Genomic DNA, 21,253 nt, shown 5'->3' on the forward strand with positions numbered 1-21,253 from the left:
TCCTTCATTGATTAATGTGCTGTATTTATCATGTCATCATCTTCTGATTTTTTTGCTGCACTGCGCTACAGAGATTTTTCGCTGCTCAGCCTGAATCAGTTGTGTCTAACCTTAGCCATTTTAATTCAAGAAGTCGTTGTCGCTTATTCGCTCTATCAAATCACGAAAAACCCGCTCATGCTTGGTCTGATCGGTCTAGTCGAACTCGTTCCTTTTATTGTCTTGTCGTTGTGGGGCGGTTATATCGCCGATTATTTCAACCGGCAGACCATTTTAAAATGGGGCTTTGCCCTGACCTGTCCTATTCCGGCATGTTTGGCACTGCTATTTTTTCTACACGCCCAACAGAGTATAGAGCTTCCTCTTTTTTTACTTGGCGTTTATGGCTGTATTTTTGTTTTAGGGCTGTTAAGAGGCATTTATAGCCCCTCATTTAACTCTTTACGACCTTTTTTGGTTCCTGAGAAAATTTACAGTAATGCCAATACATGGACAGCATTGATTTGGCAAATTGGCGCCATGCTTGGGCCGCTTCTTGCGGGCGTGATGATGGGACAGTTTGGCATTTACATTGCACTGAGCATAGCCTTACTGTTGCTGTGTGTTGGTAGCGGTGCTGTGGCCATGATTGGTCCACGATGCTTTCCAGCTGTGGCACGACAGCCCATGATTCAAAGTATGCAGCAAGCGATTCAATTTATGCTGAACAATCGCATGATTTTTTGGTCCATGCTGCTTGATTTAAGTACGGTACTATTTGGTGCTTTACTCACATTACTGCCTATTTTTGCTGAGGAAATTTTAAAAAGTGGCGCTTCTGGTCTGGGGCTGTTACGTGCTGCGCCTGCTATTGGCACATTGTGTATGACCTTTGCGCTGATGCGCTATGATCTGACACAACATGCATGGCGTAATATGCTGGTTGCAACGCTCGGCTTTGGTCTGTGTGCTGTGACTTTTGCCTGCTCACGCTCATTGGTGTTGTCCTTTGTGCTTTTAATTGGACTGGGTGCATTTGATAGCATGAGCATGATTATCCGCCAGACATTGTTGCAGTTACTTCCGTGTAAATCACTCCTTGGGCGTGTCGCTGCCTTGAATGGAATTGTCGTCACATCAGGTAATCAGATCGGTGCCTTTCAGGCCAGTCTCTTTGCACGATTATGGACGGTTGTACCCGCTACATTAGTGAGTGGTGGCGCCTGCCTTATGATTTCACTCGCAATTGGCTTATCACAACGAGATTTACTCAAATCAAAAATAAAGCAGCATAAACATACATTTCTTACATCTCATAAGTAGATATGAGCTGTCAAAATTCGTATGCTAAATTCACGTTTACATGTAATGGAGAATTCTTTTTTTATGGCCAATACAAGAGAAACGTCACATAAAATTTACTCGACTTTATATGTGCTCGTACTGGTCGTGATCGGCATGTATTGTGTGCTCAATGCCACTTATACGGCTATTATTGGTGGAACGACCTTTTACTTTTTTACGAGTGTAATTTTATTTGTGCAGTCAGTGATGGCTCTGCGCCCCTCTGAGCATACGCGTAATCTGGCTGGCTTTGGCCTGATCGTGCTGGTTGCGGTGTTACTTTATACTCATGGTTTAGGTTTTTTGAGTCATTTAAAAGCAGTCGCGCTATTGCCTGCCATTGCGTTAACGCTTTTTGGACTACCCGCTTTATCAAATGAACCAAAAAAACTGAATGCCTTAAAAACCATTTTATTGATGTCTTTTATTATATTGGCTGCAGTTCAATACTATGAATTGGACTACTTAAAGGGTTATTACGATTCACTGCATAATGGCGAAACGTGGCAAAAATATGGTGCCCTATAAGTTCACTTATTAAGTGGTAAACAAGGGCACACGCCTACTCAGTTAAAAATACTTTAGCCAAGTGATTTGTTTGTTTTGATGTTTAAATGCCGAGAACCACGCTACAACAGGATAGAGCATCACGGTCAGTAATGCAGTAATCCCCCAAACACTACGCATGGAATCTACCGCAAAATAATTGCCATCTGTATAACCGAATATACTCACGCACACCACGTAAAATAGTTTAAGTACATACAAATGAATCAGGTAAAAAAACATTGGTACTGAACCCAGTACTACTAAAGGTTTAAGACCTTTCCAGTGATTCAGACGCTCAAATATCGCCAATATCATCAGCCCTATTCCAGCATTGAACAGAATAAAAAATAAAGAAGGCGGATACTTGGTCAGATTCATAAAGCTCATGAACGTCATGAGAGATGAATCATAATCAACCCAAGGCTGATCACCATACACATTGATCAAGCGCAACAGCACAAATAAGGTAATACTACCTAAGCCAAGGCCGAGTAAATAACGTTGACGCTGAGCTGGACTAAAGCGTTGTTCAAAGAAGTAGCCCAACGCATAGCCGACAAAAATCACGCCAAACCATGGTAAAACCGGGTAAGAGGTCCGAATTTTAATAGCGCCGAACTCTATCCAGCTACGCTCATGTAACACATACCAGAGCTGCTCTAAACCCCAAATGCCTCTAAAAGTCATTGTGTCTAGTAGATTATGTCCAAAAATGATCAATAATCCGGTTGCAAGTAGAACTTTTCTAGGCAGACCCACGCATAAGGCCAACACCACCATGCTGATACCAATCGCCCAAATCACTTGTAAATAAATGACATCGGGTGGGAATTTGGCAGTCCATGCAAAATTGACCAAGGTGAGCTCTAACACGATCAAAAACAAGCCACGTTTAAGTAAAAAACTACGGGTACTGGCTACCGTGTTTTTCATTTGATAAAGATAAGCTGAAAGCCCCGTAAGTAACACAAAAACGGGGGCACAAATGTGCGCCAAAGCACGACTTCCAAATAATGCCGGCTCGGTTTCCAAAATGTTCATCGGATCAGTGACTTGTTTATTTAGATAAAATGTTTCCCGAACATGGTCGAGTAACATGATCACCATGACAAGCCCTCGTAGGGCATCGATAGATTGTAATCGAGAGAATGTTTTAAGGTGAGACATAATGACTGTAAAACTTAAATCCGTAATGTTATAGTATTACAAATATTAAATTTTGTCTCTACGATTGAGCCGTTTTTATGCAACGCACATCTTATTTAATTTCGTCTGTTTTGGGGCTTTCTTTTTTTCCAGGATTAGTTTGGGCCGACGATAAATCGAGTAACGTTCTCTCCACCATTACTTTGCAAGCTGCTACCGAACAGGAAACCGAAAAGAAAACCTCGGCAACAACTAAATTTGCGCATGATATTGTAGATGTGCCGTTTAGTCGTAGTTTCTTATCTGAGGAAATTTTGAAGCAACAAGATGTCCAGCGCATCGATGAAGCGATTCAGCTGGTGACTGGGGTTTATGCGCAAAACAATTACGGCGGTGGATTTTGGGATAATTATTCCATTCGTGGTTTCACCACCGACCCAAACGTGAGCGCCACTATTATTCGAAATGGCTTAAGTGTGAACCGTGGTTTGAGCGCGCCGCGCGATCTGGTCAATATTGCCTCCATCGATATTTTAAAAGGCCCTGCTGCTGCGCTGTATGGTCGCGGCGAAATGGGAGGATTAATCAATATCACTACCAAAAAACCGCAGTGGCAGCCACAAGGTGAAATTAACCTGAGAGCCAATACAGAAGAAAAATATCGCGGCAGTTTTGAATATACGGCACCGATTAATGATCAGGTCGCTTATCGGTTGGCCGTTGCACATGAAGATAATCAAAGCTTTCGTGATTATGTCAACAGTGAACGCTGGTTCTTTTCACCTCAATTAAGCTGGAAAATTTCCGATCAAACCCAGCTCAATTTTGATAGTGAAATCACGCGCCAAAAAGGCATATTTGATCGTGGTATTAGTGCTTATAAAGGTCAGATTTTAATGGATCGTAAAACCTTTACAGGTGAACCTTCAGCAGATGAAAATAAGGTCAGCGATCAGTTTTATCAGTTACATCTCGCGCATAGCTTCAATGATGACTGGACACTCAACAGTGCCATCAGTTACAAGCAAGGTAAGATTGCTGGAAGCTCTAACGAGCCGCGCAGTTTTGAAGCGGATGCCCAAACATTAAATCGTCAGCGCCGCCAGCGTTATACCTACACCGCCGACCGCTTGGCCCAAACTGAACTACTTGGAAAAATTGACAGTTCATGGGCAAAACACGAAGTTTTATTTGGCGCAGAGCTTGGCACACTGGTATTCAATCAAAGTCAGCTTCGTTGCGACAATGGTCGTCCGGGGCGTGTTAATGGTGGATACAGTAATCCAAAACGCTATTGTGTGAATCAAATTAATGCCTACAACCCTCAATACGGTAACTACCCGAAAGAAATGGGATTATTTACCAATACTCACGAAGTGCAAGACTATGCATCATTGAATTTACAAGATCAAATGTTCTTCAATGATCACTGGAGTGTGCTATTGGGCGGTCGTGTTGATCGCATTAAACAAAGCCTCGATAACTATGTGGGCGGCATTTACTCCTCAAAAACATTTAATGAGGTATCACCGCGTTTTGGCTTAAATTATAAATTTAATGATCATTTGTCGTTTTATAGCAACTATGGTCGTTCATTTGCACTGAATACGGGTACTGATGTCAGCGGCAACGTATTTGCACCAGAGAAAGGTGAAGGCTATGAAGTGGGAACTAAATTTCAACCCAACGATATAAGCCTCTTGAGTGCTGCGCTGTTTCATATGAACAAGCGTAATGCCTTAACCATCGACCCGAATGATCCGAGCTATCAATATGCAGCTGGTGAAGCACGTAGCCAAGGTATGGAATTAACGGCGCAAACACAATTGTGGTCAAAGCTCAATGTTCTAGCCAATTATACCTATACGGATGCCATTATTACTAAAGACACCAATATTGCCAAAGGTACGCGTTTAAATAGTATTCCAAAACACAATGCCAATCTGAGTCTGGACTATTTATTGGTTGATGATGGTCAGCGTAAAGCTGGTATAGGTGGCAATATCGTCTATGTGGGGCAACGAAACGGTACCCAAAATGATCAAGGCAATCTAAAGTTACCGGCGTATACCATCATGAATTTGAATGCCTACTACGCACCAAATGATCAATTCCGTTATCAGTTCAATTTAAATAACGTATTTGACAAAACATACTATGTCGAGAGCTACAGTGAAATGTGGATTCAACCGGGCGATCCAATTAACGCTTCACTTTCTATGCAGTGGAAGTTTTAAGCCTTATTGATGACTAGAGTGGCCCAATTGGGTCACTTTTTTTATGTTTGAATATTTTTATTTCGATTAGGTATTCGGCAATGTTATGGGTAAAATGCAAGAAATTAAGGTCTGTGTTGCTAAACGGATCTTTAATTCATTTAGAAAAAATCTGAGTTTGAGCTGATTCATGACTTCCTCACTTACCCCACGCTTGCTAGATCAAGACAACCTACAAGCAGCACAAGCTTTTGCCATTCGAACCCGACAGTTATTGTTTCCTGAGGTTTATCAAACCAGTTTACCACATGATCTCACCCATTTTGATGAAACTTATGTGGTAAGCCCGATGGGTGCCTGCTTCATCATAAAAGACGGCGAGTCCATCGTGGCAATGGTGGCTTATCGAAGCTATGATGCCCGATTTGATCTTGAGTTACCCAGCCCATGTGTAGAAGTGGTCAAACTATTTGTTGAACCTCACTATCGTCGACAAGGATTGGCAAGCAGATTATGTCAGGCGCTTTTTGAATATGCCCGCACCCAAAATATCAGACATTTTTATCTGCATACCCATCCATTTTTACCAGCAGCCGAATACTTTTGGCAGCAACAGGGCTTTCATTTAATTCGGCGCGAATGGATACAGGATTACGACACCCTGCATATGCTCAAATCAATTTAAAGACGTTGCCGGCGCAGCAGAATCAGCACAAGCGCGACCAGAATACTCAGTCCAAAAATAGGCAAACACAAACCGGTTACTCCCAAAAGGAGTACCAAGCCAATGCGCTGACTCATACTACCCTTTTGCCAAATCGTGAGGCTGTGTTGGGAAAACATAATCGTGCTTTGCTTAAAGTTTGATGTTTTCCACCATGCGCGATAGGCCATCAAAATCGCAGCACATAAACCCACTGCAAAGAGCACCAAGAGCAATTGATTGGGCCAGCCAAACAACACCCCCATGTGGGCATCTACTCCCCATCGGGTTAATTTGGCCACCAGCGGAAACCGCTCGAAGTCAACATGATCAATTACACGCTGCTGCTGTAAATCAATCGCTACGCTATCGACCTGAGTTGGCCAGCCACGATCAATTTCTTCCACTATCCATGCTTGATTAGGCGCCGCAGGTGGACGAATTTGAATTTTATTTGCGCTAATCCCTTCGTTTCGTGCCAATTTTAATGCGAGCTCAAAATCATGCGCACTGATCATACTGTGCATTTGCATGACCATACCTTGGTGGTGTTCATGATGTGCCGCATGTGCATCGGTAGCTGTTTGCCCTGACAATGCTGTATTTAAGCTAGGCGTTTGCCAGCCCAAAGCCTGACGCAAGCTTAAAATATTAGAGCCTGCCCAGTTTGACCACGTCAGACCAGTAATCGAAAAAAATAGCAGCAATGGCAATAAAATTAGTCCAATCCAGCGGTGCCATTTAAGTAATTGAGCACGTGTACCAGAAACAGCACCTGAAGTATTTTTACGACGAATCATCCAGTGATAAAGGCCCGACAAGGCCAAAAGCCCCATCCAGCTCGCGGCCAACTCACTATAAATACGTCCCCACTCGCCAAGCAAAAGATCTCGATGCAAACGGTCAAGCTGTGTACGCAATGGTAAAATCCCACTGGTGCCATACACGCCTAGCTCACCTTTTACGGCTAAAGTATTCGGATCGACAAAGACGGCCAGATTATTGATCTGGCGAGTTTGATCGCTGTACATTACGCGAGTGGTATTATGAGGTGTCGGCGCAGGACGTACTGCAACGATTTGTGCGGTGGGTGGCAGTTGCGCCTGAGCCACCTGAATTTGCTGGGTGAGCGTGCCGGCACGGTGGCCGTCGGGTTGGCTATACAGTACATCTCGATAGACATACTGCTCTAGCTGCGGTGTGAGTACGTAAAGCAGCCCTGTTAGGGCAGCAATAAATATAAACGGCGCAATAAAAAGCCCGGCGTAACGATGCAATAAAACAAAAAAATCACGCCAAAAACGAGGAGAAGAATGATGGACAGCCATAACGCGACATAAAGAAAATTACTTCGTTAGTATAGTTGATTTTATATACAACAGCCTAACTTCAACGATAAAAAAACCACAAACCCGGGCTTAATGGTTTTGTGGCTATAAACTTTAGATCAGATTTTCTATTTAAAAATTGAATCCGAAATTTAAGTTGATCCGGTACAACCATTTGTCACTATTTTGTGAGCTTGCAGAAGTATAGCCAGTGCTATTGGTCGATCCACCAATAAAATTGGCATTTTTGCCCCATGTATAATCCACCCAAACCAGAAACGGTGATGCAATCAGCATCATGCCCGTGGTGTTGAGCTGAGAGGCAGACCAGTCACTGCGTTCTTTATCGAAATAACTATAATCGTTGTAAAATTTAATTGCCTTGAGTTTCCATAGATCTTGAACGGGTAAGGTATAAGCCACATTAAAGCTCGATACAGTCCCTTCAGAGGCAATAAAATAAGATGGTGTCAGGCCGTTCGTTCCCATTAAAGTCACGTCATTACTGACGCCATCCGGATTTTTTGCATCGTATTTATAGTGAATCACAGATCCTTGCACATTCCAGCGATTCATATTGGTATTGGCATGTAGCCCTAATGCATAGTATTTGCCATCATCATCGGTCACTTTATTATGAAGTTGAGAAACCGCGCCTGAAAGCCCTACTTCTTGCTTGCCTACTGAGGTGTCAAACTTTTTAACGAATCGCGCATTCACCTGATTACGTTTTTCGTTTTGATAGGCACGCTGATTTGGAAAGGTATTTTTCAAGTCATCATAAGTGCCACTTTCCGGCGAGTAACGCATATTGGTCTTCAGCATTTCCGGGTAATAGCCGAGTTTGATGTCCCAGTCTTTATCGGTATAGTTCCAGTTGAGGCCCGGCGCAATATTATTGCCATAGCCTAAAAAGAAAGGAATATGATACGTCCAGCCGTTTTGCGGGTACGGATAAATCGCGAAGGGTTTATAGACCAATCCTGCCTCTACGCTATTGTTGCTATTAAATTTATAGCCAATATAGGCTTTTTCGATTGATGTAAATTCTTGATCTTGCAGTAGAAAGCTCGAATTTAAATAAAAGTTATCGTAGGTTCCCTTTAAATCTAGGCGAAATACATCAAAATCTGCTTTACCAAAACCTCGATTTTGACTTTCTTTCCAGCTTTCATAGCGTTGCTGAACACGAATCACGCCGCCCACCTTAAATGAAGCAGTACCATCATCGCTTTTCCACTCCAATGGAGAATCCGCTGCCCATGTGGCTGTGTGTCCCCCAAGACAACATACTGCTAAACTTAACATGCGAATCATATTTTTTTTCATCACCAAAATCCTTATTACTGATGCTGTGTCGAGCACAGGCACATTTTGTTTTACATACAAAACATTGTTTAATTTAATTTTTAACTAAAAAAAATTTGTGCCTTTTATTATGGGGACGTGTCTTTCCTTAACACCCTCCCCATGACCCATTATCATTTTTTAGTTAAGATCACTTTGCTGCCTGAGCAGCAAAATGACCAATCAGTTATCAGGTTGTAAAAATGTCTTAGTAAAGTTTTTTCTGCGGCGGGCCTGCAAAATTGAGTGGACCAATTGCGTGCATATCGAGCTCAATTACGGCTGGTCCTTTAAACTCAATGGCTTGTTTGATTGCAACTTTAAATTCATCGGCACTGGAAACTTTCCAGCTTTTTACCCCCATAGATTCACCTAACTTTTGATAGTCTGGTGTATGGAGTTCATTAAAGTACTGCCGCCCACCAAAGTAGTTATTTTGGATGCCTCGCATCACGCCATAACCGCCATCATTCATGATCATCAGCACTAGATCTGTTTTTTCTTGCGCCATGGTCGCAATTTCACCAATTCCAAGCATTAGGCCACCATCACCGACCAACCCCACGACTTTTTTATCTGGGTTGGCAATACTCGAACCTATCGCATGTGCAAGCCCAAGCCCGATCGCACCGGCAAGCGAGTGAATATTGCGGTTAGGTGCTTGAACCGGAAATAAACGGCTGCCCCACGTGCTGCCCGACATGGTAATGTCACGTACGAAAATGCCATCTTCTGGGAGCGCCTCGCGTAAGTGATCGCAAATCAAAGCATACTGGTCGAGCTGTTTGCGGAGTGCTTCAACTGCTGAGGTTTTAGCTGCAGCAATGGCTTGATCATAGTCAGGATCGACTTTTGAAATACTCGATAATTTACTCAATGCACGGGTCAAAATATCTTTGGCATCTGCACAAATAAACCGATTAACTTTATAGTTACGCTGCTGTGCAACTGGATTGGCATCGATTTGAATGAGATTAGCCGGAAATTCAACCGAATAGGTTTTGGTTTCATTACTGCGAAGGCGCGAACCCACTACCACGACTAAATCAGCCGCTTTTAAAAGTGCTTCTACATGCGCCGAATTATGAAATGCCCCCAAACTGCGTGGATGGGCATCGGGTAAAATGCCACGTCCATGCGTTGATGACACCACGGGAATCCCCAAATCTGCAATCGCTTTTATTTCGTCTACACAATCGAGTGCACCTCCACCGACCCAAAACACGGCGCGTTTCGCGCTTTGCAACTGGCTCACCAAATAATCGACATGGCTTTCATCGACCTGTGGAAGCTGTAGTGGCTGTACAGGTGACAAATCGTGAGGTAAATCGATTTCAGCTGCCTGCACATCAATGGGTAACTCCACACTTACTGGCCCCATTGGCACTGTGGTTGCCACGCGAATGGCTTCACGGATGATACCAATGGCATGATCTGGGCTGGTGATACGAAATGCCGCTTTGCTTGAAGCACGTAAAAAAGTTAATTGATCTTTGGTTTCATGAATAAAGCTGGCATCACGATCAAGATATTCTCGTTCAACCTGTCCGGTTAGATGGAGTACCGGACTACCTGCATTCATGGCTTCAATTAATGACCCTACGGCATTACCAGCACCTGCGCCTGTACTGGTTAGTGCAACGCCTAAGCCTTTAAAACGAGCATGTGCATCGGCCATGGTCACTGCACCTGCCTCACCACGTGCCGCAACAAAGCGGATTTTTTCACGGCGCCCTACCGCATCGGCAATTGGTAAGTTATGAATAGAAATCACGCCATAGATACTATTCACCGCATGTGCTTCAAGTAAACGGGCAATTGCCTCTCCAACATTGACACGTTCTGTCATGAACATCTTCCTCTGAATTTTGTATAAAATTTTGTTAAATAAATATATTGGCTAAAATTGGCTTAATCTGCCCACGGGTTTGGCTGTTCATTTAGGCCCATATAAATACTTTTTTGCTGCATATAAGACAAAATGCCTTGGCGTCCTTTTTCACGACCGATTCCGCTGTCTTTAAAACCACCAAACGGCGCTGAAATAGAAAACTTTTTGTAGGTGTTGATCCAAACCGTTCCTACTTCAAGTGCGCGAGCCATACGCCATGCTTTACGGTAGTTTTCCGTCCAGATGCCTGCGGCCAATCCAAAGCAGCTGTCGTTGGCTTGTTCAAGCAAATCCGCTTCATTGTCGTATTTCATTACTACCAGCACTGGCCCGAAAATTTCTTCTTGACAGACCTGTGCATGATTTTTTAGGCCAGTGATAATAGTCGGCAAATAGAAGCTGCCCTTTGCAAAATCGCCTTCGGTAAGTGCATGACCACCCGTGACAATCTCGCCGCCTTCTTGAATGGCAAGTTGTACATAACGATCTACCGATGCCAGATGCGCTGCGTTAATGAGTGATCCCATATGTACATTGTTCTGCTCAGGATGACCTACGCGAAGGCCTTTGGTGATTTCGACCAGACGCTTTAAAAATTGATCGTAAATGCTGCTATGAATAAATAAACGTGAACCCGCAATACAGGCTTGACCCGCAGAGCTGAAAATACCGTAAGCAATACCTTTGGCTGCAAGTTCGATGTCGGCATCTGGCAAGACAATCGTAGGTGATTTGCCACCTAATTCAAGCGATGTGGTGATCAGTTTATCGGCTGCAATATGCGCTAAATGACGACCTGTGCTGGTTCCCCCAGTAAATGAGATTTTACGCACCAGTGGATGTTTCACGATCGCGTCGCCAACCACAGATCCTTTGCCGACCAAGACACTCAGCAAGCCTTTGGGCAAACCCGCCTCTTCAAATATTTTGGCGAGCTCCAATGCAATTAATGAGGTGGCTTCAGCGGGTTTTAAAATCACTGCATTACCGCCTGCCAAAGCAGGTGCAAGTTTTTGTACTTCACTCGCGATCGGAGAATTCCAAGGCGTAATTGCAGCCACCACACCAACAGGCTCATGCACACTAAAAGTCATAAAGTCTGCGGCACGCTGCGTGGTCATGTCATCATTCATGGTTTCGCAGGCAGCCGCAACATAGCGGGCTGTAGCAGCGGCGCTCATGACCAGCGCTTTGGTTTCGGCTAAAGGTTTACCGTTATCGCGAGTTTGCAGCTTCGATAACTCTTCGGCACGTGCCTCAATCAGCTCGGCAACCTTGTACAGCACTTTGGCACGCTCATGCGGCATTCGCTCACGCCACTCAGGTGACCGCCATGCCTGATCGGCTTTAACAATCGCTTCTTCAATATCTTCAGGACTTGCCGTCGAGATTTCTGCATTTACCGAATTGTCTGCCGGAAAGATGCTTTGAATCACTTTACCTCGGCCCAAACGCCATTCACCTGCAATATAAAGTTCCTTGACCATTTTGAGCTCCTTTTAAATCTGAATAGCTTCAACACTGTTACGGCATGCACGAATGACACTCAAAGCAGCCAGTGTTGAGGTTTTTGGATTTGATGCCAGCGGCACTCCAATCATTTCAACGGTCATTTGCCCGAATCGGCCCTGTGCCACGATGGTGTGTTTGTTTTGTTGAATTGCCGGATCGACCATGAGTTCGACTTGGGTCTGGTCCATTCCTACACCTGCCAGTGCAATGGTTGCGGCCACATTCGCATTGGCCGGAAATTTGAGTGCTGCCTCACGTGCGCTTCCGCGATAAAACACTGTGGGTGCCTGAACCTGATCGAGATCAATCAGTTGTTCTGCATAACTCCCTCGCCAGCTATTCGGGCTTTTGCAGCCTTTATAGGTGACCTGTTCAAGCCCACCTTCTTTGGCCGCGGCTATGCCATCGATACCTGCAATTGCACCTGCAAGCAAATGCAGATGCGCACCATTTTTTTCGGCTGTTTGCTGCAAATCAGTAAAAAATACGCTGTCGGCCAAGGTCCCCACAGAAATGAGTCCAATGGTCCAACCATGCTGCAAGACTTTCTTGGCATGTTCTTTTACCGCTGCCTGACCAGCCACTTCAATCACATAATCTGGCGTGCCTTCACACTGATCGATATCGGAAATCACCTGAATATCGGCACTGACTTTTTGTTTAACACTGTCAATACTTCCCTCAGGAACCACAATCCATTTCAGCGCTAAATCATGGGGCAAGTGCGCATAAACCTCAGAAGCCATTGCACCAAATCCAATCATCATTAATTGCTTCATTGCATTCACCTTATAAATGCTTGTTAAATCCGCCAGAAACATCAATTGTTGAACCTGTGGTATAAGACGCTAACGGCGATGCAAGAAATACCAGTGCGCGAGCAGGCTCCTCAGGTTTACCCAAGCGCTGCATTGGAATTCCGCGTTTTTTGGCAATATTGGCAGTCCACTCTTCCCAAGATTGTTCTTGATCTGAACGGTTGGCATAACGACGCTTCCACTGCGCCGATTCGACCATGCCCAGTAAAATTGAATTGACCCGCACCTTAAACTGATTAAATTCATGTGCCAACGAATGGGTTAAATTAAGCAGAGCTGCGCGTGCAGATGAGGTTGCGATCATGTGAGGTTCAGGCTGTAACGCCAGTAAAGAATTCACATTGGTAATTGAACCAATTTCCGAGCGTTTAAGATCGTCTAAAAAAGCGCGTACGGGATGCAGTACACTAAAGTATTTCAACTCGATTTCTTTCATCCAGTCTTCATCTTGAGTATCTTCAAAACTTGAGACGCGCCCCTGACCCGCATTATTGATCAGCATGTCGACATTGCCCAGTTCACGATGTACCGTTTGCGCAAACTGTTGAACATCGTGTTTGTCTAAAACATTACAATTTTGTGTGTAAATTTGTGCGCTTGGAAACTTATCTAAAATGTATTGTTTTGAGTTGTCTAAACGTACTTGATCACGCCCACACCATGCCACTTTGGCACCTTCTGCAACTAAAATTTCCACTGCAGCCAATCCGATACCAGAAGAGCCACCTGTGACTACTGCTACTTTTCCTTCAACTTGGAAGCTCATAGATTATCTCTCGTTAATATGCTGCTTGACGGACAAAACAATTTGGTTAAATGATTCAACCTGATCGACATAGCTCAAATGCCCTGCCGCTTGAATCTCGATGTAGTTTCGACATTGAATTTCTTGTGCCAGCTTTTTGATTGCTTCAGCAGGTGTAATGCTGTCGCATTGACCCGCAATCACGGTGCAAGGCACCTTTAAACCGTTTAAGTAATTTCGAATTTCGTCATATGCCAATAAATAAGATGCGTGTGTGAATCCTTCGAGGTGCAGGTTCTGCATGACCTGTTCAATCAACTCTAGAATCACTGGCGTTTTTAAAAAAGTGAGATGCGGCCCACGTGTCTGAGCCAATCCTGTTTGACCTAGCTCGACCAATAATTTTGGCCGTTTGTGATATACATCAGCCTGTTGTTCGGCGCTGTAACGCTCATAACCCTGCGCCACATTTGCAATGATGAGTTGTTCCACACGATCGGGATAACACTGGGCAAATGCACTGGCCTGTAATGCACCAAGCGAGTGGCCAACCACAATCGCTGTATCGATGTTCAGACCATCCAGAAGTGCTTTTAAACGCTCGGCATAATCTGTTGCTTTGGGCTCGGCCGTGTTTAAAGGATCTGATAATCCATACCCCGGTGCATCCCATGCAATAACGCGAAAATGATGACCCAGTGTTTCCAATTGCTGCACCCAAGACCCCGAACCTGAGCTGATGCCATGTAATAGCACCAGCACCTGTTCACCTGAGCCAGACTCACGATAGGCTTGCGTAGCACCAGAAATCTCAAGCATCTGAACTGGAAAATGCTGTAATTTTTCGACAAGTGTCATCATGATTTCCCGATATAGGGAACTTTTGCACGCCAAGGAGTGCGTCGAGTTCCCGTTTTGAAGATTGATGTAGCTGCGCGCTATATCTGCACTTAGTTACGTTTAATTTGAGACAACGGATGCTCAGGCGGATAATTCGGAATCGTCGGCTTACCCGCACCGAGCATCACACACATCAAGGCATCGTCTTGACCCGGATTAAACAGACCTCGGTAAATTCCTGGTGGAATCGAAATCAGATCACGTTCTTTTAAACGCGTACTAAATTTTTCACCGTTATGCTCGATAAACAGGTCAATTTCACCACGCAACATAAAGAACACTTCTTCCACATCATGATGAATGTGCAATGGCCCTTCACATTGTGGCGGCAAGACCATGGTCGAAAAGGTAAAGTTTTCGGCAGGAACGGTATTGCTGTCTTGCCCTACGCCTGTTGCACCAGACCCCATGTAACGCATCTGTGCACGGCGGTATTTCGGGTCATAATCGGCCTGAAACTTGAGCGCGTCGAAATCGTATTCACGTGTCTCGAATCGGGCGATACGGGTAGTTAACCATTCTTCTAAACTGGTTCCTTCTGGTTGATTCCATGATTCAAATTGTTGAGTACTCATGACTGACTCCTACTTAAAATTGAAAATGAATTAGTAACGTTTGAGTAATGGGGTGAGAAAGAACGATCCCACAATTGCCACCACGGCCAAGAACGTGATTCCCAAGTTAAAACTGCCTGTTTGCATCACAATCATGCCAATCAGAACTGGAGCGGCCGCACTGGCAAAATTTGCCAAACCATTAAATATTCCCCCTGCGGTTGCACCTACATCGGCAGTCGTGACACGCGCCAGCAGGGCAAAAATAGCTGCTACGCCAAAACCCCATGCCATTGAACTGACCGACATGGCCGCAATAATGAGAAGTGGACTGGTCATCAGCACCATGACGTAAAGCGAAATTCCGGCTATCAGTAATCCACCAAAGACCTGAACAGCACGCTTCCCCAATTTGTCTGAAAATATCGCACCGACAATTTCACCAATTAGCATGGCTATAAATGGTAAGCTCGAATAAAAACCGAACTCTTTCAGATTGAATCCCTTGTCTTGAATTAAGTAAGACGGCACCCAGCTATTGAGTCCCCACAAATAGGTCATGAGGGCGATATTGAACAAACACACCAACCAAAAAGCGCCGTTTTTTAGTAACACTTTGGTATTTTTGAGGTGTCCCTGAAAATTGACACGTTTACCGGTCCCTTCGAGTTCGATCGACTTACGTAAATTAAGATTGCGTAGCCCCACCAACACCAACAGCATGACAATCAGGGTTAAGCCAGCCATTACAAAAAAGGTGGTGTGCCAGTCATGTTTGGCCAAAACGGCTGCGGTAATTGGGAAGCCTAGAAAAGCGCCAATCGGTGTTCCCAGCAAAAACATGGTCGATGCACGCGCTTGCTGACGATCTGTATAGGTTTGTTTGACAATTGCATAGGCCAAAGCAAACAACGGACCTTCTGCAATACCTAGCAGAACTCGCAACAACAGCATGGTGCCATAATGGGTGGTAAAACCCATGATAAACATCAGCACACCCCAAGAAGTGACGCTCCAAAACAGCATCTTTTTCGGATTAAAAATATCTCCGAGAAAACTTAAGAAAATCGATGAGAATCCGTAGGCCAATAAAAAGCTGGTCATTAACCAACCCAGTTTTGCTTTATCGTGTGCAATCCCCATGGCATCTTGAAAGTGCGGATCTGAAAACAGCACGGCAATACTAATCTTGTCAAAGAATGCCAGTACCACACAGGCCATCAATACAAATGCAGGTATCCAGTGTTTGAATCCTTTTTTTTCATCTACATCATTTAACATGCAAGCGTTCCTTCGATTTGGCTAAAGATCTGAAAATGATTGATCTGGCTAGACGTCGTGAAGCTTTATTAAGGTTTAAGCTTCATGACATTAAATTCTGGATTTGTCAGTTGCGCTGGATCGAGTACGGTGCCATTTTGAATCCAACGCCTGGCCAGCTTGACCAGCTTGGCGTCGTTGACTGCAATCATGTTGATCAAGCGCTGCTGTGCATCCAGATACAAATAACTGATCTGGGTATCACTACATTGACGCACCACCAAGCTCGGATTTAACTCGGGTTGATAGGTGCCCAAAATTTGAATATTGAAGTGATACTGATCGGACCATAACCATGGAATGTCGGCATATTCCGTTGCCACACCCATCATGGATTTTGCTGCCGCGATTGCCTGATTTTGTGCATTGGCCCAAGACTGGATGCAATACCCCAAGACCGGATGAATCGCGACATCGCCGGCAGCATAAATATTTGCATCGGAAGTTTGTCCGAAACGATTCACCACTATGCCGTCTTTTACCTCTAAGCCAGCATGAACGCCCAACTCTTTGGCAATTTCGGCACCTGCTCCGACCACCACGCAGTCGTAACAACGCGATGGTTCAGGATGATTGAGCACATTAACGTTTCCGTTAGAGGCTTCGATCAAATGCAAGTTTTTACTGTTTAAGTGAATATGTGTGCCCTGTGCGGTGTGAATGTCATACAAAAACTTAGACACTTCTGGACTAACGCTACGGGCACATAGACGTTCAGCATATTCAAATACATCTACAGTTTTGCCCTGTTTACGTGCGGTTGCCGCAATTTCAAGCCCGATCCATCCGCCACCCACAATGGCCACAGACTGTGCTGTATCGAGTAGTTTTGCTAAACGCTCGCAATCTTGGACATCTCGTAATGTCACAACATTTGGTATATCTTTCCATGTATTGGCTGGAACTCGTGCACGGCTCCCAGTGGCAATCAGTAATTTGTCATAGGCAAGGACTTTGCCACTTTCCAAAGTGACTTGCTGACTCACACGATCAATTTGTGTAGCACGGTCAGGTTTGTGTAGATGGATTGAGAAAGCATCAATTTGTTCAGGAGAAAATAAATTTAGACTGTCGTAGGTAGCTTCTTTCGACAGCACTTGCTTTGATAGTGGTGGACGCTCATAAAAAATCTGGTTTTCGTCTGAAACCACATGAATTTCGCCAGTAAAGCCTTCTTGTCTAAGCGTGCTTACAGCCCAACCTGCTGCCTGCCCTGCTCCTACCACTACGATTCTCTCCATGTCCTCTCTCCTTTAATCCTTTTTTAATGCGATACAGATTTCACCTGACGACGCGTATCATGATCAAGCCCACCTTCAATCGCCCACTCAGTAAAAAGCTCCAGACGATGTTCTTCAAAACGTGGTTGCCATGCCTCAGTGAGATAATCGTCGTTGGTGTAATACTCAAATGCACCGCCCAATGGAGAATTCACATACCAGAAGTACGCCGAAGAAATTGGATGACGCCCCGGCCCGATGAAGGTGGACCACTGCGAACGATTCATGTGTAGACCACCGCCAATCACCTCATGGATATCACGTACCACAAAAGCCACATGATTTAGGCCCGCAGGTTTATTTGGAACGGACAATAAGAACAGATCATGGTGATAGCCTTCGCCACGACAGCGCAGAAATGCCCCACGATTGACATAAGCATCGGATAGGTAAAAGCCCAATTTTTCTTTATAAAAATCTTCGGTCTTTGCTAAATCAGGTGTAAAGAACACCACATGACCTATGGCAATCGGCTCACCTTTTTCATATACGGGACTAGCGGCATTAATGCGCTGGATATTGCCGTATTGATTGATACCTTCTGTTTTTTGTTCAGGTACATCGTGCGTGATTGAACGCTGAAATACGATGGTCATACCGTTTGGATCGCGGCACTGAACATAACCTTCACCTTGCTCAAAACCGTCGACGTCTTTTAAACACAGCGCAAAGTGATTCAAGTCAGTGTCTTCGCTTACCCCCCATGTCACTTCACGTAAGGTGGAACCCGCTTCAATTGCAGCAGGTAAACGTGAATCGGCGAGATCAAATATATAAAGTTTGCTGCCGTTTTGTGTTTGAAAGAGTTCAGTATTGTCCAGATCAGATGTATGCTGAGACAACCCGAAATCACACAGAAACTTTGTGGTTTGAGCCCTGTCTTCTACACCAAATTTTAAAATTTCGATTCCCTTGATCATGCATAACGCTCCTAATTAAAGACAAAGCCACCATTGACCGGAATATTCTGTCCCGTCACAAATGAAGCCAGATCGGACAATAAATAAATTGCAGTGCCGTTTAAGTCTTGCGGATGCTGCTGACGCTGGATTGCGCGTCCAGTGACATAAAGATTGTGACGTTCTTGCGGTACATATTCAGTTGCTTCCACCAAGGTTAGGCCCGGTGAAATGGTGTTGACGCAAATCTCAAATTCGCCCAACTCTCGCGCCATTGAACGCGTCATGGAAAGAATGGCCCCTTTACTGGCCACATAAGCCATCAATCGAGGTGCCCCCCACAATGCGGTATCCGAGGCGATATTGACGATTTTTGCGCTACCAGATTGCTTCAAATATGGCACGCATGCCTGCACCATCAGCCATGTGCCTTTTACATTAATGGTCATGACCCGATCCCATAGCACAGGATCATATTCCATTAAATCTTGACCACCGACTCCGGTTGCCAGTGCAGCACAATTGACCAAACCATCCAGCCCGCCCATTTTTTGAATGGCAAACTCAGCACACTGATGTACAGATTCAGGCTGCGACAAATCGAGTGCAGTTGAATAAACCGTTAGGCCCTGCTGGTTCAAGTCAGCGGCTTCTTGGTGAACCAGTTCATCTAGAATATCTGCCATCACAACCTGCGCGCCCGCTTGTGCGATAGCTTGTGCAAAGCCAAGCCCCAAGCCACGTGCCGCTCCGGTCACAATGATTTTTTTACCTTGCAGTAATGTATGAGAAGACATAACCAATCCTTAAGGCGTTTGTGCCAGCGCCGAGGTATCCAGCAACGCGATTTTTTTCAGCTGCTTTTCGGCATCTTTTTTCATCAGACGGCGTAAGCGCGATAAGCCCACATCGTGTTGATACAAAAACTCTTTTGAACGTGCATTTGGCGCAAGATTTTCCAAAATGATGCGATCTTGCTCCAGTACATCCCAGTGGAGTTTTTCAAGATGATTGCGATACAAGAACCGCCATACGTGGCGTTGCCAGCCAGACACCTGACGGCAGCGCCAGAAAAACACGCGCGTATTATTGGCATCGATAGGCGTGGCAAAGCCGACAATCCAGAACACTCCACCCGGACCAAATTCTTTGCGATACGGGATAGATAAACGTAACCAGCTGGTTCCAGTTTGGCCATATTCGACCCAGTCGAAGTTCACCCCAGTTTGACCTTCTTTTTCGAAAATAAAGCCATGTTCGGTATTGCGATGCTTCATCTCGGCTGTACGCTCACCTTCTGCCATAGAATGCGAGGTACAGTGCAAATACGTTCCATGCATAGGATCCATTACGTTATCAATTGCATACTGATGATTGACCTTCCAGTCGGCCTGACACAAAAATGAACTCCATTCTTCACTGGCCAATTGCTCCGGGAAAGCTAGTTCCGCTGGTGGTTCGTTCGGATCCAGACCAAACCAAATAAAGATGGCATCGTGCTTTTCTATCACTGGATAGCTTTTTACACATTCAGCGCCTTTGAGTGGACATTCATGTACAGCAGGTACATCTTCAACCATCCCCTTGCCATTCACTTCTACACCGTGATACCAGCAGGCAACTCGGTTTCCAAGATTCCAACCTAACGACAAACGAGCGCCACGGTGCGGACAGCGGTCTTCAAGTGCATGCAATTGACCGTCATGATCACGCCACACCACAATATTTTCACCTAAACGAGTGATTCCAACCGGATTTGCATTGACTTCCCAACTGGCCAGAACGGGATACCATTGATCACGTAAACCCAGCTCAAGATAATCTTCTGTACTTGAAGCTTGTTGATAGATTGCATTCATGTCTTTTCTTCCCTGATCTCAATAACCCAAACGCTGCATTTCTTCGCTAAAGCTCTGCATGGTCCAAACTTCACCAGATTCGCGACGAAAACCTTGCTGATTTAGCGCTGCAACCAGATCATTTAGCTCTGTAACCCCAGAAGCAAAAGCCTGGATCAGGTGTTTAACAAAATCCTGTTCATATGCAGTGGGTGATTTATAACGGGTTTGCCAAACCAAATGCTCTACTTGACCCGGAATCTGGATATTGTTGATACCAGCTTCCAGTGAAGGTGTGGCGTTAATCCAATTGGCCAGTTTTTCGTTAAATTGTTTCACGGCAAATTTCCTTGCTTGCTATTACAGTTGAATCTGGATCTGTTGCCCGTCCACGCGCACGGGATAAGTACACAGATCACGACATCCTGGTCCGCTTTTTAGTTCACCGGTTTGAATATCAAAAATCGCTTCGTGCAATGGACACTCTACGGTTTGATCTTCAATAAAGCCTTCTGTGAGCAACGCAAACGCATGTGGACACACATTTTCGATTGCAAAGTACTGCTCATCGATAACGAATACACCAATTTTTTTGTCGTTTACTTCAACTGCTTTTGGTTCATCTTCCGAGACATCATCAATGCCACAAACTGAAATCCAACTCATCGTTTGAGCCCTCGATATTGTTTTATATACAAAACATTTGTTTATTTCCAAAACATATGCAAAGAATAATCCTCAAATTGATTTTATGTCAATAAATAAAAATTTATATATTTCATAATCTTAATTATTTTTAAATATTTTATTACGTTTTATCAATTAAATTTAGTTTTATATATAAACATTGTTTTAAGTATTCTTTATCATTACAATAGAATCAA

Annotated in this window: 20 protein-coding genes; 4 read left to right on the plus strand and 16 right to left on the minus strand. The window is 44.4% G+C overall.

Annotation, left to right across the window (positions count from 1 at the left end):
* The first annotated feature begins 30 nt into the window (after positions 1–30).
* A complete protein-coding gene (locus Aso01_RS05475) occupies positions 31–1,302 on the plus strand; it encodes an MFS transporter (RefSeq protein WP_004935933.1) in 1,272 nt (423 codons plus the stop codon).
* Between the two features lie 63 nt (positions 1,303–1,365).
* Positions 1,366–1,851, plus strand: coding sequence for a hypothetical protein (locus Aso01_RS05480; RefSeq protein ID WP_004935931.1), 486 nt, complete (start codon positions 1,366–1,368; stop codon positions 1,849–1,851).
* Positions 1,852–1,893: 42 nt separating this feature from the next.
* On the opposite strand, the gene Aso01_RS05485 is transcribed toward Aso01_RS05480, so the two are convergent.
* On the minus strand, positions 1,894–3,039 hold the full coding sequence (locus Aso01_RS05485) for an acetyltransferase domain-containing protein (protein ID WP_039909868.1): 1,146 nt from the start codon (positions 3,037–3,039) through the stop codon (positions 1,894–1,896).
* 77 nt (positions 3,040–3,116) lie between these two features.
* Between Aso01_RS05485 and Aso01_RS05490 the strand changes: the two genes are divergently transcribed.
* Positions 3,117–5,255 (plus strand): TonB-dependent siderophore receptor, encoded by a 2,139-nt coding sequence (locus tag Aso01_RS05490; protein ID WP_004935925.1) that lies wholly within the window; start codon positions 3,117–3,119, stop codon positions 5,253–5,255.
* Between the two features lie 169 nt (positions 5,256–5,424).
* A complete protein-coding gene (locus Aso01_RS05495; protein ID WP_004935922.1) occupies positions 5,425–5,919 on the plus strand; it encodes a GNAT family N-acetyltransferase in 495 nt (164 codons plus the stop codon).
* Here the strand turns inward: Aso01_RS05495 and Aso01_RS05500 are convergent.
* The 15 genes from Aso01_RS05500 to Aso01_RS05570 all read right to left on the minus strand — a co-directional run bounded on the left by Aso01_RS05500 (position 5,916) and on the right by Aso01_RS05570 (position 21,035).
* On the minus strand, positions 5,916–7,265 hold the full coding sequence (locus Aso01_RS05500) for a PepSY-associated TM helix domain-containing protein (RefSeq protein WP_004935917.1): 1,350 nt from the start codon (positions 7,263–7,265) through the stop codon (positions 5,916–5,918). The two genes, Aso01_RS05495 and Aso01_RS05500, sit on opposite strands and share 4 nt — an antisense overlap.
* 132 nt (positions 7,266–7,397) lie before the next feature.
* Entirely contained in the window at positions 7,398–8,594 is a 1,197-nt protein-coding gene (locus Aso01_RS05505; protein WP_004935914.1) for a putative porin, read from the minus strand.
* Positions 8,595–8,820: 226 nt separating this feature from the next.
* Positions 8,821–10,461, minus strand: coding sequence for a thiamine pyrophosphate-binding protein (locus tag Aso01_RS05510; RefSeq protein ID WP_004935910.1), 1,641 nt, complete (start codon positions 10,459–10,461; stop codon positions 8,821–8,823).
* 62 nt (positions 10,462–10,523) lie between these two features.
* On the minus strand, positions 10,524–11,990 hold the full coding sequence (locus Aso01_RS05515; protein ID WP_004935908.1) for an aldehyde dehydrogenase: 1,467 nt from the start codon (positions 11,988–11,990) through the stop codon (positions 10,524–10,526).
* Positions 11,991–12,002: 12 nt separating this feature from the next.
* Positions 12,003–12,794, minus strand: coding sequence for an aspartate dehydrogenase (locus Aso01_RS05520; RefSeq protein WP_004935905.1), 792 nt, complete (start codon positions 12,792–12,794; stop codon positions 12,003–12,005).
* A gap of 10 nt (positions 12,795–12,804) precedes the next feature.
* Positions 12,805–13,599 carry an SDR family oxidoreductase gene (locus Aso01_RS05525; protein WP_004935902.1) on the minus strand — a complete coding sequence of 265 codons (795 nt, stop codon included), beginning with the start codon at positions 13,597–13,599 and terminating at the stop codon, positions 12,805–12,807.
* A 3-nt stretch (positions 13,600–13,602) separates the two neighbouring features.
* Positions 13,603–14,439 carry an alpha/beta fold hydrolase gene (locus Aso01_RS05530; protein WP_039909865.1) on the minus strand — a complete coding sequence of 279 codons (837 nt, stop codon included), beginning with the start codon at positions 14,437–14,439 and terminating at the stop codon, positions 13,603–13,605.
* A gap of 89 nt (positions 14,440–14,528) precedes the next feature.
* Entirely contained in the window at positions 14,529–15,053 is a 525-nt protein-coding gene (locus Aso01_RS05535) for a cupin domain-containing protein (protein ID WP_004935895.1), read from the minus strand.
* 30 nt (positions 15,054–15,083) lie between these two features.
* A complete protein-coding gene (locus tag Aso01_RS05540) occupies positions 15,084–16,313 on the minus strand; it encodes an MFS transporter (RefSeq protein WP_004935891.1) in 1,230 nt (409 codons plus the stop codon).
* Between the two features lie 68 nt (positions 16,314–16,381).
* Positions 16,382–17,593, minus strand: a complete 1,212-nt coding sequence (locus Aso01_RS05545) for an NAD(P)/FAD-dependent oxidoreductase (RefSeq protein ID WP_004935887.1) — start codon at positions 17,591–17,593, stop codon at positions 16,382–16,384.
* Between the two features lie 23 nt (positions 17,594–17,616).
* Complete coding sequence (locus tag Aso01_RS05550; protein WP_004935883.1) at positions 17,617–18,552, minus strand: VOC family protein; 936 nt, start codon at positions 18,550–18,552, stop codon at positions 17,617–17,619.
* An 11-nt stretch (positions 18,553–18,563) separates the two neighbouring features.
* Entirely contained in the window at positions 18,564–19,328 is a 765-nt protein-coding gene (locus Aso01_RS05555) for an SDR family oxidoreductase (RefSeq protein ID WP_004935881.1), read from the minus strand.
* Positions 19,329–19,337: 9 nt separating this feature from the next.
* Positions 19,338–20,390: a Rieske 2Fe-2S domain-containing protein gene (locus Aso01_RS05560; RefSeq protein ID WP_004935879.1), complete on the minus strand. Its 1,053-nt coding sequence runs from the start codon at positions 20,388–20,390 to the stop codon at positions 19,338–19,340.
* 18 nt (positions 20,391–20,408) lie between these two features.
* The gene (locus Aso01_RS05565) at positions 20,409–20,708 is read right to left on the minus strand and encodes a recombinase-like helix-turn-helix domain-containing protein (protein WP_004935877.1); all 300 of its coding nucleotides are present in this window, start codon (positions 20,706–20,708) and stop codon (positions 20,409–20,411) included.
* A 21-nt stretch (positions 20,709–20,729) separates the two neighbouring features.
* Positions 20,730–21,035, minus strand: a complete 306-nt coding sequence (locus tag Aso01_RS05570; RefSeq protein ID WP_004935872.1) for a non-heme iron oxygenase ferredoxin subunit — start codon at positions 21,033–21,035, stop codon at positions 20,730–20,732.
* Positions 21,036–21,253 lie beyond the last annotated feature (218 nt).

The organism is Acinetobacter soli (genome assembly GCF_000760595.1).
Taxonomy (GTDB): Bacteria; Pseudomonadota; Gammaproteobacteria; order Pseudomonadales; family Moraxellaceae; genus Acinetobacter; species Acinetobacter soli.